The 13,569-nt window shown below is 65.4% G+C and carries 15 protein-coding genes and 1 pseudogene; 2 read left to right on the top strand and 14 right to left on the bottom strand.

Annotated features, from left to right (window positions below):
* Positions 1-63: 63 nt before the first annotated feature.
* The 3 genes and pseudogenes from QMO14_RS25460 to QMO14_RS25450 all read right to left on the bottom strand — a co-directional run bounded on the left by QMO14_RS25460 (position 64) and on the right by QMO14_RS25450 (position 1,515).
* The gene (locus QMO14_RS25460; RefSeq protein ID WP_367618169.1) at positions 64-201 is read right to left on the bottom strand and encodes a DnaB-like helicase N-terminal domain-containing protein; all 138 of its coding nucleotides are present in this window, start codon (positions 199-201) and stop codon (positions 64-66) included.
* Positions 202-280: 79 nt separating this feature from the next.
* Positions 281-523, bottom strand: a pseudogene (locus tag QMO14_RS25455) (ATP-binding cassette domain-containing protein); the annotation flags it as partial.
* A gap of 44 nt (positions 524-567) precedes the next feature.
* On the bottom strand, positions 568-1,515 hold the full coding sequence (locus tag QMO14_RS25450; protein WP_301510553.1) for a phosphate/phosphite/phosphonate ABC transporter substrate-binding protein: 948 nt from the start codon (positions 1,513-1,515) through the stop codon (positions 568-570).
* 150 nt (positions 1,516-1,665) lie between these two features.
* On the opposite strand from QMO14_RS25450, the gene QMO14_RS25445 reads away from it, so the two are divergent.
* Positions 1,666-2,526 carry an HAD-IIA family hydrolase gene (locus QMO14_RS25445; RefSeq protein ID WP_301510551.1) on the top strand — a complete coding sequence of 287 codons (861 nt, stop codon included), beginning with the start codon at positions 1,666-1,668 and terminating at the stop codon, positions 2,524-2,526.
* On the opposite strand, the gene QMO14_RS25440 is transcribed toward QMO14_RS25445, so the two are convergent.
* Positions 2,463-3,416: a MurR/RpiR family transcriptional regulator gene (locus tag QMO14_RS25440; RefSeq protein WP_301510549.1), complete on the bottom strand. Its 954-nt coding sequence runs from the start codon at positions 3,414-3,416 to the stop codon at positions 2,463-2,465. The two genes, QMO14_RS25445 and QMO14_RS25440, sit on opposite strands and share 64 nt — an antisense overlap.
* 69 nt (positions 3,417-3,485) lie before the next feature.
* Positions 3,486-3,833: a hypothetical protein gene (locus QMO14_RS25435; RefSeq protein WP_301510547.1), complete on the bottom strand. Its 348-nt coding sequence runs from the start codon at positions 3,831-3,833 to the stop codon at positions 3,486-3,488.
* 276 nt (positions 3,834-4,109) lie between these two features.
* Here QMO14_RS25435 and QMO14_RS25430 point away from each other — a divergent pair, with 276 nt between their 5' ends.
* Entirely contained in the window at positions 4,110-4,460 is a 351-nt protein-coding gene (locus QMO14_RS25430) for a VOC family protein (RefSeq protein ID WP_301510545.1), read from the top strand.
* 22 nt (positions 4,461-4,482) lie between these two features.
* On the opposite strand, the gene QMO14_RS25425 is transcribed toward QMO14_RS25430, so the two are convergent.
* From QMO14_RS25425 to urtA, 9 genes are all read right to left on the bottom strand, one after another.
* A complete protein-coding gene (locus QMO14_RS25425; RefSeq protein WP_301510544.1) occupies positions 4,483-5,778 on the bottom strand; it encodes an aspartate carbamoyltransferase in 1,296 nt (431 codons plus the stop codon).
* Positions 5,779-5,913: 135 nt separating this feature from the next.
* On the bottom strand, positions 5,914-6,264 hold the full coding sequence (locus QMO14_RS25420) for a DUF4148 domain-containing protein (RefSeq protein ID WP_301510543.1): 351 nt from the start codon (positions 6,262-6,264) through the stop codon (positions 5,914-5,916).
* Between the two features lie 200 nt (positions 6,265-6,464).
* The gene (locus tag QMO14_RS25415; RefSeq protein ID WP_301510542.1) at positions 6,465-6,809 is read right to left on the bottom strand and encodes a zinc ribbon domain-containing protein; all 345 of its coding nucleotides are present in this window, start codon (positions 6,807-6,809) and stop codon (positions 6,465-6,467) included.
* Between the two features lie 4 nt (positions 6,810-6,813).
* Positions 6,814-8,046, bottom strand: coding sequence for a formamidase (gene fmdA / locus QMO14_RS25410; protein WP_301510540.1), 1,233 nt, complete (start codon positions 8,044-8,046; stop codon positions 6,814-6,816).
* 38 nt (positions 8,047-8,084) lie between these two features.
* Complete coding sequence (gene urtE, locus QMO14_RS25405; RefSeq protein ID WP_301510556.1) at positions 8,085-8,774, bottom strand: urea ABC transporter ATP-binding subunit UrtE; 690 nt, start codon at positions 8,772-8,774, stop codon at positions 8,085-8,087.
* Between the two features lie 308 nt (positions 8,775-9,082).
* Positions 9,083-9,826: an urea ABC transporter ATP-binding protein UrtD gene (urtD, locus tag QMO14_RS25400; protein ID WP_301510539.1), complete on the bottom strand. Its 744-nt coding sequence runs from the start codon at positions 9,824-9,826 to the stop codon at positions 9,083-9,085.
* A gap of 17 nt (positions 9,827-9,843) precedes the next feature.
* The gene (gene urtC / locus QMO14_RS25395; RefSeq protein WP_301510538.1) at positions 9,844-11,034 is read right to left on the bottom strand and encodes an urea ABC transporter permease subunit UrtC; all 1,191 of its coding nucleotides are present in this window, start codon (positions 11,032-11,034) and stop codon (positions 9,844-9,846) included.
* Between the two features lie 32 nt (positions 11,035-11,066).
* Positions 11,067-11,981, bottom strand: a complete 915-nt coding sequence (urtB, locus tag QMO14_RS25390) for an urea ABC transporter permease subunit UrtB (RefSeq protein WP_301510537.1) — start codon at positions 11,979-11,981, stop codon at positions 11,067-11,069.
* Positions 11,982-12,137: 156 nt separating this feature from the next.
* Entirely contained in the window at positions 12,138-13,403 is a 1,266-nt protein-coding gene (gene urtA / locus QMO14_RS25385; protein ID WP_301510536.1) for an urea ABC transporter substrate-binding protein, read from the bottom strand.
* Positions 13,404-13,569: the final 166 nt, after the last annotated feature.

Here is a 13,569-nt window from a genome sequence, read left to right as displayed (position 1 = left end):
TGAACGCGTTGACACCGTCGCTCTTGCGGCGCAGCGACTGGTGCAGGTGCCAGCCGCTGGACATCACGTTCGGAATCTTCGGGCGGCACATGAAGGTGGCTTGCAGGCGTTGAGCAGGCTACTGATGGCCTGGAACACCAGCCGGTGCTCCTGCCGGAAGAAGTCGGCCTCCTCCACCAGGTCTCCGACGCGGTCCCACATCCCGTTGTCGAGCAGCAGCGCGCCACGTGGGCATGGCCGGCAGTGCGCCTGCGAGCACGTTGTCGGCCACGGTGGAGCGCAGCACCAGGTTGAACTGCTGGTGGATCATGCCGATGCGCGGCCGGATGCGCGCCAGCGAATCGGCCGCGATGCGCACGCCCTCGACCTGCACCGTGCCCTGCGTGGGCTTCACCAGCCCGTTGGCCATGCGCAGCAGCGTCGACTTGCCCGCGCCGGAGGAGCCCAGCACCACGCAGAACTCGCCCGCGGGCACCTGCAGGGAGACACCGCCGAGCGCCTGCGTGCCGTCGGCGTAGCGCATGGCGACCGATTCGAAATTCAGCATTGGCTTGCCTGCCTTGCTACTCAGCGCTGCGCGGCCTTGGCCAGGATGCGGCCCTTGAGCTCGTCGGTGAGCAGGCCCAGCTTCTCGGCGGCGACGTTGAATTCGTCCTCCGAGAACCTGGTGTCGTAGCCGTCGATCTTGCCGCCGCCGTAGCCGCGAATCATGTCGGGCGTGACGCCGGGTGCCTTGTTGACGGTCGCGAAGGCGTCCTTGAGCTTCGCCTTCAGCGGCTCGGGCAGCTTCGAGTTGAGCGCGAGCGGCGGGTACGGGATGGCGATGCTCCTGGCGATGACCTTCACCGTTTTCGGATCGACGGCGCCCTGCTTCACGGCCTTCTCGTAGGAGTCGAACGAGAGCGAAGCCACGTCGACCTGGTCCTGCACCAGGGCAGCGAGGCTGCTGGCGTGACTGCCGGTCATGCGGATGGCGGAGAGGTCCTTGGCTGGGTCCATGCCGGCGTCCATGAGCATCGCGACCTGGAAGGTGAAGCTCGAGGCCGAGTTGACGTCGCCGAAGGCCACGCGCTTGCCCTTCACGTCGTTGATGCCGGCGATCGGCGCGTTGGCCTTGGCGAACATGCCGGCGTAGTACACCGAGGCGCCCTTCTCCACGCCCACGGCCAGCAGCTGTGCGCAACCGCGCTTGTGAGCCTGCACGTAGGAGACAGGGCCGAAGAAGGCGATGTCGGCGAGCTGGTTGCACATGCCCTCGACCACTGCGCCGTACGACTGCCCCACCTTCAGGTCGAAGTTCAGTCCGGTGGTGCGCGTGATGGCATTGAACACCGGCGCGTAGTCGGCCTTGGTGCCCGACTCGGTGCCGCCGTCGGCCGGAATCAGCAGAACGCGCAGCGGATGCTCGCGCGAGCCGTCCGCCACGGCCTGGGCATGCGCGGGAAGGGAGAGCGTCGCGCTCAGCGACAGGGCGGCGGCCGCGGCGGCGGCAAGTGCCAGGAGCTTGTTCTTCATGAGGTCGGTTCCTTCGTCGAAACGATGTTTTGAGGGGTATTGCCTGGAGGCGATGCCCGGGACTTTAGGAACCAAAGATGACAGGCCGGTGAAATTTACTCATTCCAAATACAACAATTCACTGAGCAATATTCAATACAATCCGCCGCCATGATCAAGAACCACAAGACACTGGCGATCAGGGATGCGCGCCTGGCGCGGGCCCGCCACCTGCTCGTCGACCTCGACGGCACGCTGGTGCGCCAGCAGGAAGTCATCGCCGGCGCAGCCGAACTGCTGGCGCATTTCGAAGGGCGCTACGCGATCGTCTCGAACAACTCCACGCACACCGCGCCGGGCCTGGCGCAGCGGCTGCGCCGCCTCGGCCTGCGTGTGCCCGCCGCGCGCATCGTGCTGGCCGGCGAGCTGGCCGTGCGCCAGTTGGTGCGAGAACACCCTGATGCGCGCGTGATGCCGATCGCGAGCCCTGCCCTGCAGCGCTATGCGCGCTCATTGGGCTGCCAGCTGGTTCAGGCCGATGCCGACTTCGTGCTGCTTGCGCTCGACATGCACTTCAGCCACGCGCGGCTCGCCGTCGCGGTGAACGAGCTGTTGCGTGGCGCCCGCCTCGTGGTGAGCAACGCCGACGCCACCCATCCCGGCCCCCACGGACGCGTAGTGCCCGAGACCGGCGCTCTGCTCGCCGCGGTGGTCGCCGCCAGCGGCGTGCAGCCATGGAGCATCACCGGCAAGCCGGCGCCGCTGCTGTTCGAGGAAGGCCTGCGCTGCATCGGCGCACGTCCAGAAGACACGGTCGTGGTCGGCGACAACCCGCTCACAGACGCCGAGGGCGCCGCCAGGCTGGGCATGGCCTGCGTGCTGGTGGGCTCGGGACCGGGTGCGGTCGCTGCCAGCGTGGGCGGGCTGTTCGAAACGAGCGGGCGGGTGGAGCCCGCCGAAGCCCCGGCTCAGTACCTCTTGAGCGAGAGCACGTCGAAGGTCTGGCGTAGCGTGCGCACCGAGGTGTCGTAGTCCGACAGCGCGAGGCAGGCGATCAGCGCATCGATGATCGCCAGTTGCGCGAGCCGGCTCGTCATCGCCTCGGTGCGGAAGTTGGTCTCGCGCGCCATCGTGAACAGCAGCACGTCGGCAAAAGCCTGAAGCGGCGACTTGCCGAAGTTGGTGATGCACACCGTGGAAGCGCCCGCCTCCTTCGCGAGGCGCGTGGCCGTCACCGTCTCGTGCGTGCTGCCCGAGTGCGAGATCGTCAGCACCGCCGTCTTCGCGTCGGTCAGCGAGGCGCTGATCGCCTGCACGTGCGAATCGACCACCACCTTGGCGTTCAGGCCGATGCGCAGCATGCGGTAATGCGCGTCTTCGGCGATGGTGGCCGAGCTGCCGATGCCGTAGATCTCGATGCGCTCGGCCTGGCGGAACAGCTTCACCGCGCGCTCCATCGCCTTGGCATCGAGCGTGGCCTCCGTGTCGTGCAGCGTCTGCACGTTGCTCTGGAAGATCTTGCGAATCACCGCGGTGGTGTTGTCCTGCGGGTCGAGGTCCTCGTGGATGAACTGCACCGGCCGCACCAGCTCCTGCGCCAGTGCGATCTTGATCTGCTGGAAGCCGGTGGCGCCGAGGTTCTTGCACAGCCCGACGATGCTGCCCTCGCTCGAGCCCGTGCGCTCGGCCACTTCGCTGACCGACATGTGCACCACCTCGCGTGGGTTCTTCACGATGAAGTCGGCGATGCGTTGCCCCACCGGCCCCAGCGAGGACCACAGCGTCTGGATGCGCGCCAGCACCGCCGAGACCTGGACGTCGGACGCCTCCGCGCCAGGTGCCGCCGCGGAGCCGGCGGACGTCTTTGCTGCGGCAGCGGAAGCCTTGCCGCCGGTTGCCTTGGGAGTGCTGTTGCGCTTCATGGGCCGCGAGCTTACCCGCCCTCGGTGGCGGATTCATGCATCGCGGCGCCCCGGCTCAGGCGCGGCCCCTCACTCGCCGCTGGTCACGCCAGACATGTGCGCCGATGCAACCGAAGGCGCGACCTGAGACTCCATGACTTCCGTCGGATGGATGCCGTTGTTCGCCCGCACGGCCTCGGCCTGCACCTGCGCGCGATCTGCGCCCGAGACGCTCGGCGCGGGCTGCGATTCGGCGACTTCGGTCGCATGGATGCCGTTGTTCACGCGCGTGGCGTCGGCGGCGACTGTGTCTCGCGACTGCGTCGAATGCGAGACCTGCGGATAGTCAGGGTCCCCGCGCCCGCCTGCATGCGCGAGCGAGGCCAGCAACAGCGCCGGAGCGGCGGCGATGCACAGGGCAATGGTTCGAACTCTCATGGCTGTCCCCTTGAGTGATGAAGATGAGTTCACTCTAGGACGCGGCACTTATTTGCCGCTGAGGGTCCGCTTAGGGCGGCGTGAGAGTTCGCTTAGGCGCGGATGAGAGCGCTTGCGGGCAGGATTCGGCGCGATGATCCGAGCGCCCGCCCATCCTCGGCATAGGATCGGAAACGGCCGCATCGAGCGGTGGACCGCCGTCCGCATCGATGGCGACGTGCTGCGCGTCGAATGCGACGGCCGGCCCCTGGCATTCGTCATCAGGAAACCCACGCAATGAAAGTCAAACGCCTCGTCGCCAATTTCGCCACGCCCGATCCCGCACGCGCCGCCGTCTTCTACAAGGACATCCTCGGCCTCGACCTGCTCATGGACCACGGCTGGATCCAGACCTACGGCTCGCAGGCCGGCATGACGGTGCAGCTGAGCTTCGCTTCGGAAGGCGGTTCGGGCACGCCGGTGCCCGAGCTGTCCATCGAGGTCGATGACGTGGACACGGCCTTCGAGCGCATGAAGGCCGCGGGCTTCGCCATCGAATACGGGCCGGTCGACGAGCCGTGGGGCGTGCGGCGCTTCTACGTGCGCGATCCGTTCGGCAAGCTGGTCAACATCCTCGCCCACACCTGACGCACCCGAGGGCCCCGGGGCGTCAATCGAGCCCGTGGAAGACGCTGTCGTCCGGGCCGATGTGCGAGGGCGGCGTCCACGCGGCGTCGCGCATCGAGCGGCTCACGAGCTTGTCCACGCCCAGCAGCGTGGCGAAGATGGCCATGCGCACCGGGATGCCGTTGTCGGTCTGGCGGAAGATGGCCAGGCGCGGGTCGTTGTTGAGGTCGACGCTGAGGTCGTGCGAGCCGGGACGGGCATCGCGCGGCAGCGGGTGCATCACAACCACCTCGGGCTTGCAGGCCGACTCGACGAGCGCGCGGTTGATCTCGAAGGCGTTGTCGAAGCCTTCCAGCACTTCGTCGTGCGCGAAGCGCTCCTTCTGGATGCGCGTGGCGTAGATGATGTCCGCGCCGGCCAGGCCCTGCGCAGGGGTGGCGGCGGTCTCGACCACGTGGCCGTTGCGGCTCACGGCCTCGACGATCTCCGCCGGCATGGCCAGCGAAGGCGGCGAGATCAGCGTGAACTTCAGCCCCTTGTACAGCGCCAGCAGCTTGATGAGCGAATGCACCGTGCGCCCGTATTTCAGGTCGCCGACCATCGCGATGTGCGCGCCGTCGACCAGCTTGCCCAGGCGAGAGAACTCGCGCTGGATGGTGTAAAGGTCGAGCAGCGCCTGGCTCGGATGCTCGCCCGGCCCGTCGCCGCCGTTGATGACGGGCACGTTGGTGGCGCGCGCGAATTCGGCCACCGAGCCCTGCTCCGGGTGCCGCACCACGATGGCGTCGACGTATCCACTGATCACGCGGCTGGTGTCGTAGATCGATTCGCCCTTGGCCATCGACGAGAAAGTGAAGCCGGTGGTGTCGCACACCGAGCCCCCCAGCCGGCAGAACGCCGCGCCGAAGCTCACGCGGGTCCGCGTACTGGCCTCGAAGAACAGGTTGGCGAGCACCGCGCCCTCGAGCACGCGGCTCACCTTGCGGCGGCGCGCGATCGGCTGCATGACGTCGGCCAGCCGGAACAGCTCGTCGATGGCGTCGCGGTTGAACTGGCTGACCGACAGAAGATGGAGAGAACCTTCGACCGCCATCGCCCTGTGCAGGGCGTCGTTATGTGCGCTTTGCGTATACTCGATGCGCCGTCCATCGGACGCAAGGATCTCGCTCACGAAGCGCCGTGCCACTTCGGGCATGGCCCTGAATTCATTGGATTCATCGGGCAGCAGCCAGGCATCGAGCGCCCTTCTTCGGCTTCCGATTCGCTCGGCGAAGGCGTCGCGCGTCATGTTGAGTTGACGCATCGCGTCGCGTAGGAGTACCTGTTGCGGCATGTTCATGGGCCGGAATATATACTCAATGCGTATATTTTCCAAGCAAATGCGGCAGATCGGTTCGCCCATGAAAAAAGCGGGCCGATGGGCCCGCTTCGTCCTTTTTCAGGCAACCGCCGCAGCGGTTGCCGAGCCGCCTGATTACAGGCCAGCCTGGCGCGTGAACGACACGCTGGGCTTCTTGTAGGCCTGCGGCACTTCGTCGCGGTAGAACGCGCGGCGGTCGAGGCTGGCGAGCGGGTCATGGGCCTTGGCGACAGCTTCGGCCTGGACGGTGGCGCGGTTGGCGGTCGACGTGAAGGGCTGTGCGCCAGCGGAGGAGGCTTCGCTGTATTCGTTGCCGGCGCGAGCGGCGGCAACGGCTTGCGCAGCGACTTCGGCACGGGTCACCGACGAATTCACGACGTGCACGCCGTCATAGGTTTCTGCTTGGGCGCCGGCGGCAGCCAGGAGCGAGAGGGCGGCGGCGGCGATGATCTTCGAGGCATTCATTTCAATCTCCTTCAGGGCAATCGGTTGGTTGGTGAGGAGAAGTTTGATCCCGAATGGCATCGAAAAACGCCCGCAAAAAGAACCGCGGCGTTCACAGGATTGAAACAATCCAGCGTCTTGAAAAGAAAACGGTCAATAGGGGGTTATCCCTCCCGACGTCTCCCCTGGCGCTCTTTCGGCTGGCTTTGCGGCGGCATTCTTCAATGGCTGATCATCCACGGCCGCCTGGAGGGCGCAGCCTTCGCGCCGTTCGGCGCCGTCACCGTAGCCCCGCGCCTGGACGACGATCCGCAGCAGCCGCACCCGGCCGGATGCCGAAGCCGCGCATAGTCGCGCGAACTGACGGGCTCGTGCCTGGCTCGCTCGTTGGTTTCCATCGCGCGGCGCGTGCCCGAGGCCATCAGCGCCAGCCGGGGCGCGGCCGACAGGACGCGCGGCGAGGCGCTGCCGCAATCGGGGCACGCGGCCGGTTCGTCGCGCTGGCCCGAAGGCCGCAGCGCCTCGAAGCCCCCACAGTGCCCGCAGGCGTAGTCGTAGGTCGGCATGGCTTCACCGCAGGTCCGGCGACAGCGGCATGTCGATGCTGCCGTCGATGAACTTCACCGGGCCCGACGCGTTCGGGTTGATGTCGAAGTCGAAGATGCCCGTGGGCAGCCACAGCGTCGCGCACGAATTGGGCACGTCGACCACGCCGCTGATGTGGCCCTGCACGGGCGCGGTGCCCAGGATCGAATAGGCCTGCGCACCCGAGTAGCCGAACTTCTTCAGGTACTCGATGGCGTTCAGGCAGGCCTGGCGGTAGGCCACGTTCACGTCGAGGTAGTGCTGCTTGCCGCTCTCGTCGACCGAGATGCCTTCGAAGATCAGGTAGTCGTTGTACTGGGGCGTGATGGGGCTGGGCTTGAAGATCGGGTTCTTGATGCCGTACTTGGCCATGCCGCCCTTGATGAGCGTGACCTTCATGTGCACCCAGCCGGCCATCTCGATGGCGCCGCAGAAGGTGATTTCGCCGTCGCCCTGGCTGAAGTGCAGGTCGCCCACGCTCAGGCCGGCGCCGTCAACGTAGACCGGGAAGAACACCTTGGAGCCGCGCGAGAGGTCCTTGATGTCGCAGTTGCCGCCGTGCTCGCGCGGCGGCACGGTGCGGGCGCCCTCGGCGGCGGCCTTCGCCCTCGCCTCGCCGGTCATCTTGCCCATGTGGGCGGTGCCCGCGAAGGGCGGATTGGCCAGGCCGGGCACGCGGTCAGGGTCGGTGGCGATGAGCGCCTTCTCGCGCTCGTTCCACATGTCGAGCATCGGCTTGTCGGGCAGGCAGCCGATCAGGCCAGGGTGGATCAGGCCCGCGAAGTTCACGCCCGGTACATGGCGCGAGCTGGTGAACATGCCCTTGAAGTCCCAGATCGATTTCTGCGCTTCGGGAAAGTGATCGGTGAGGAAGCCGCCGCCGTTCTTCTTCGAGAAAAAGCCGTTGAAGCCCCAGAGGCTGTCCTGCTTGGCGCCGATGTCCAGCAGGTCGACCACCAGCAGGTCGCCGGGCTCGGCGCCCTTCACGCCCACAGGGCCCGAGAGGTAGTGCACGGTGCTCAGGTCGATGTCGCGCACGTCGTCTGCGCTGTCGTTGTTCTTGATGAAGCCGCCGGTCCAGTCGAAGGTCTCGAGGATGAAGTCGTCGCCCGGGTTGACCCAACAGGCCATCGGAATGTCCGGATGCCAGCGGTTATGGATGTTCTCGTTCTCGGTGGGCGACTTGGTCAGGTCGACCTTGATCAGCGTGTCCGTCATTTGCAGTGGCTCCTGGTTGGGTTGTGGTTGAGCGGAAATCAGACAGAGAGATAGGCTTTGATGTGATCGACGTCGGTCTTGTCGCGCGCGGTCTCGTGCACGAGGCGTCCACCTTCGATGACGAAGAGCCGGTCCGCCACGTCCATCGCGAAGCTGAGCACCTGCTCGGACACGACGATGGTGATGCCGCGCAGCTTGCGGATCTCGTTGAGCGCCTTGGCGATGTCCTTGATGATCGAAGGCTGGATACCTTCGGTGGGCTCGTCGAGCAGCAGCACCTTGGGGTCGGTGACGAGTGCGCGCGCAATGGCGAGCTGCTGTTGCTGGCCGCCGGAGAGGTTGCCGCCCTTGCGGCTCTTCATGTCCCACAGCACGGGGAACAGTGCGTAGATTTCTTCGGGGATGCGGCGGGTCCTGGAGTTCTCGAGGCCGGTCTGGATGTTCTCTTCCACTGTCAGCGTGGGGAAGATCATCCGGCCTTGTGGTACGTAGGCGATGCCTTTTGCCACGCGGCGGAAGCTCTCGTCGCGCGACACGTCTTGCCCCGCCACTTCGATGCGCCCGCTCTTCAATGGCAGCACGCCCATCAAGCTCTTGAACAGCGTGGTCTTGCCCATGCCGTTGCGGCCCATGATGGCGATCGTTTCGTTGGCTTTGCCTTCGAACGAGATGCCGTGCAGGGCCTCGCTCTGGCCGTAGGCTACGTGCAGGTCTTCTACCTTCAGCATGAGGTTGCTCATATTGCTGGGATCCTTTTGGTTGTGTTCGGGGGGCTTGCACAGGCCATCGGGTACTCCCCTCCGCGAATGTCCCCCGGGCTTCGCCCTCCTCCTTTATTTCGCTGCGGGGAGCACCCGACGCCCTGTGCAAGAGGACACGCTGCTGGTGCACGACTGATCAACGACTGCGCCGTCCAACGCTCGCGTCGACGGGGTACCTTGCGCAGCGAAATAAAGGAGGAGGCCGAAGGCCGGGGGACATTCGCTGCGCAAGGTATCCCGTCGGCGTGAGCGCGCCCTGAACGACAGCTCTTCATCTAGTGCCCCAAATAAACGTCAATGACCTTGGGATCGGCCTGCACCTTCTCCATCGGCCCCTCGGCAAGGATCTTCCCCTGGTGCATCACGGTGACCTTGTGCGCGATCTGCTTCACGAAGGCCATGTCGTGCTCGATGACGATCACTGCGCGGTTCTGGCAGATGCGCTTGAGCAGATCGGCAGTGAGTTCGCGTTCGCGCGCGCTCATGCCGGCAATGGGCTCGTCGAGCATCAGCAACTCGGGCTCCTGCATCAGCAGCATGCCGATCTCCAGCCACTGCTTCTGGCCGTGGCTCAAGAGACCGGCCTCGGTCTCCAGGCGGTCGGCCAGGCCGATCTCTTGCGCAATTGCCTGCACCTTGGCCTTGACCTCGTCATCGCACTTGAAGGCCAATGCGCCGAACACCGAGCGCCCCTTCGGGAACGACACCTCCAGGTTCTGGAACACGCTCAGGTTCTCGTAGATCGACGGGGTCTGGAACTTGCGCCCGATGCCCAGCCGCACCCGCTTGTGCTCGGCCATCTTCGTGAGTTCGTTGTTCTTGAACTTGATGCTGCCGGCGCTCGCTCGCGTCTTGCCGCAGATCAGGTCGAGCAGCGTGGTCTTGCCGGCCCCGTTGGGTCCGATGATCACGCGCAGTTCATTTCGGTCGATGTACAGCGTGAGATCGTCGATGGCCTTGAAGCCGTCGAAGGACACGGTGAGGTCTTCCACCGCCAGCGTGAAGTCTGTGTTGCTCATGAATGTGTGGCTCCGGTTCAGGCGCGCTGGCTGCCGACGCCTTCTGGCAGCGTGGGTTCGGGTGTTTGTGCTGCGGGCTGTACCAGTGCAGTTGATGCCGGCGGCTTGACGGCGGCCTCGCGCAGCGCCTGCCGGCGCGACTTCCACCACGGGCGGATCTTTTCTTCCCACACGCCGGCCAGCCCCATCGGGAAGGCCATGGTCACGCCGATGAACAGGCCCGCCATGAGGAACAGCCACAGGTCGGGGAAACTCTCGGAGAACAGCGTCTTGCCCGCATTCACCAGCAGCGCCCCATACACCGCGCCCACCAGGCTCATGCGTCCCCCGACGGCGCAGAAGATCACCATCTCGATCGACGGCACGATGCCCACGAAGCTCGGCGACATGAAGCCCACCTGCAGCGCGAACATCGCGCCGCCGATGCCCGAGAGCCCGGCCGCGAGGCAGAAGATGAAGACCTTGAAGTTCGACACGTCGTAGCCGGAGAAGCGCACGCGGTCTTCCTTGTCGCGCATGGCCAGCAGCAGCGTGCCCAGCTTGCTGGTCTGCACCCAGCGGCACAGCAGGATGCTCGCCACCAGCAGGCCGACGCAGACGTAATACAGCACGTACTTGGCGCCGTCGGTGCGTGTGTCCCAGCCCAGCAGTGTCTTCAGGTCGGTCATGCCGTTCACGCCGCCGGTGTAGCCCTGCTGGCCGATGATGAGCACGGTGCAGATCAGCGCCACCGCCTGCGTGATGATCGCGAAGTACACGCCGCCCACGCGCCGCTTGAACATCGCGAAGCTCACCAGCCAGGCCAGCGCCATCGGCGCGAGCACCACCAGCGCAAGGCTCAGCGGCAGGCTTTTGAACGGCAGCCACAGCGCGGGCAGCTCGGTGATCTGGTTCCAGTCCATGAAGTCCGGAATGCCGGGCGTGGTCTGGATCTTGGTGGAGACGGGGTCGGAAGCTTCGAGCTTGAGGAACATCGCCATCGCATACCCGCCGATGCCGAAGAACACGCCCTGCCCCAGGCTCAGCACGCCGCCGTAGCCCCACACCATGACGAGCCCCACGGCCACGAAGGCGTAGGTGAGGTATTTGCCCACGAGGTTGAGGCGGAAGATGTCGAGCGACAGCGGCAGCACCACCGCGAGCAGCAGCACCAGGAGCAGCAGGCTGCCGAGCTGGTAGCGCTGGATCGAGGCCTTGATGAAATTCATCGGAACGTTCTCCTGCAAGGGAATCGGGTTCATCAGCGGCGGACCTTGACTGCGAAGAGTCCCTGCGGCCGCATCATCAAAATCAGCACGATCAGCGACAGCGTCAGCACCTTGGCCATCGAACCGGTCATGAAGAACTCGGAGATCGACTGCGTCTGTGCAATGCCGAAGGCCGAGACCACGGTGCCGAAGAGGCTGGCCGCGCCGCCGAAGGTGACGACGAGGAAGGCGTCGACGATGTAGAGCGAGCCCGAGGTCGGCCCGGTCGAGCCGATGGTGGTGAAGGCCGCGCCCGCCACGCCGGCAATGCCGCAGCCGATGGCGAAGGTCAGGCGGTCGGTCTTCTTCGTGTCGATGCCAGTGGCATTGGCCATCGTGCGGTTGGCCACGGTGGCGCGCACCCGCAGGCCCCAGCGGCTCTTGTGCAGCGCGATGAGCACGCCACCCGTCACCAGCGCGGTGAGCGCCAGCACGAAGAGGCCGTTGATGGGAATGTCGAGGCCTTCATGCGGCGTCCACGAGCCCATGAGCCATTCGGGCAGCGTGGGGCTCACTTCCTTGGGGCCGATGAAGGTGCGGAATATCTGCTGCAGCCCCAGGCTCACGCCCCAGGTGGCGAGCAGCGTGTCCAGCGGCCGCTTGTAGAGATGGCGGATCAGCACCCACTCCACGATCCAGCCGGTGATGAAGGCGAACACGAAGGCCAGCGCGATGGCGATCGGGAAGTAGTACGGCATGAATTCGGGCGCCAGGCTTTCCGTGACGCGCGCGGCCAGGTAGATCGAGTAGGCGCCGATGGTCATGAACTCGCCATGCGCCATGTTGATCACGCCCATCTGGCCGAAGATGATCGCCAGGCCAAGCCCCATGAGCAGCAGCACCGCGAAGAGGCTCAGCCCCGCGAAGCCCTGCATGAGGCCGATGTTCATCATGTCCGACAGAGTCATGGCAAGGTGTTCCGAAGTTGGGGTATTGGCTCCTTCCCCCTCTGGGGGAAGGCTGGGATGGGGGCACAGCGGCGCTGGCAAGCGCAAGGCTTCATCGACGGCCGCTTGCCCCCACCCCTGCCCTCCCCCAAGGGGGAGGGAGAAAGACATCAGGGTTTACTGATAGCCCTTGGGGAACGGATCCGGCTTGATGAGCTCAGCCGACTCCGCCACCACCTTGAAGGTGCCGTCCGCCTGCCCCTGCCCGATGCGCGCCTTGCTCCACAGGTGGTGATTAGCGTCCAGCTTCACGTAGCCTTCCGGCGCGGTCTTGAGCTCGATGCCGGGCGATGCGGCCACGACCTTGTCCACGTCGAAGCTGCCCGCTTTCTCCACCGCCGCCTTCCACAGCCACGGCCCGAGGTAGCCCGCCTGCGTCACGTCGCCGATCACCGCGTCCTTGCCGTACTTGGCCTTGAAGGCTTCCACGAACTTCTTGTTGTTCGGGTTGTCCAGCGTCTGGAAGTACTTCATCGACGAATAGAAGCCCGCGAAGTTCTCGCCGCCCACACCGGTCATCTCGTCTTCCGTCACGGCCAGCGTCAGCAGGAACTGCTTGTCGCCGGTGATGCCCGCGGCCTTGAGCTGCTTGTAGAAGGCCACGTTCGAGCCGCCGACCACGGCAGCGAAGATGCAATCCGGCTTCGCCACCTTGATCTTGTTGATCAGCGAGTTGAAGTTGGTGTGGCCCAGCGGGTAGTACTCCTCGCCCTTGACCGAACCCTTCTGGAAGTTCTCGATGTGCTTGCGCGCGATCTTCATCGAGGTGCGCGGCCAGATGTAGTCGGAGCCCACCAGGAAGAAGGTCTTGGCCTTCTTCTCCTTAGCGCCCCAGTCCAGGCCCCAGATGATCTGCTGCGTGGCCTCCTGGCCGGTGTAGATCACGTTCTTGCTCTGCTCCAGGCCTTCGTAGAAGGTCGGGTAGTACAGCAGGCCGTTCTCTTTCTCGAACACCGGCAGCACGGCCTTGCGCGAGGCGCTGGTCCAGCAGCCGAACACTGCCGCGCAGTGGTCGTTGACCAGCAGCTTCTTCGACTTCTCGGCGAAGGTGGGCCAGTCGGAGGCGCCGTCTTCCTTGATGACCTTGATCTTGCGGCCCAGCACGCCGCCCATGGCGTTGATCTGGTCGATGGCCAGCTGCTCGGCCTGGATCGAGCCGGTTTCCGAGATGGCCATGGTGCCGGTGGACGAATGCAGCTGGCCCACCGTCACCTCGGTGTCGGTCACGGCGAGCTTGGTGGTGTTGACCTTGGCCGTGGGGAACTGGCCCTGGCCGAAGCTCAGGCCGCTCAGGCCCATCACCGGCAGCGCGGCGGCACCCTGCAGCAGACGGCGGCGGCGCAATGCCAGGGCATCGAGGGAAGAATCGGATTCACGCGACATCAGGAAACTCCAGGCAGGTTGTTGGAAAGGAAGGCCGCGCACCATCGAAGTGCATCGGACGGTGCCCCGAGCACCATGGCTGGAACTTTAGAAATCAGTGGCGTATGCGCGAATACGTCATTCAACGTAGCGGCGGGAAGCAGCCTTGCCCGCAGACTCGCGAGCA

It is taken from the genome of Variovorax sp. CAN15 (assembly GCF_030462475.1).
Lineage (GTDB): Bacteria > Pseudomonadota > Gammaproteobacteria > Burkholderiales > Burkholderiaceae_C > Variovorax.
This window is presented reverse-complemented; position numbering and strand designations above follow the sequence as displayed.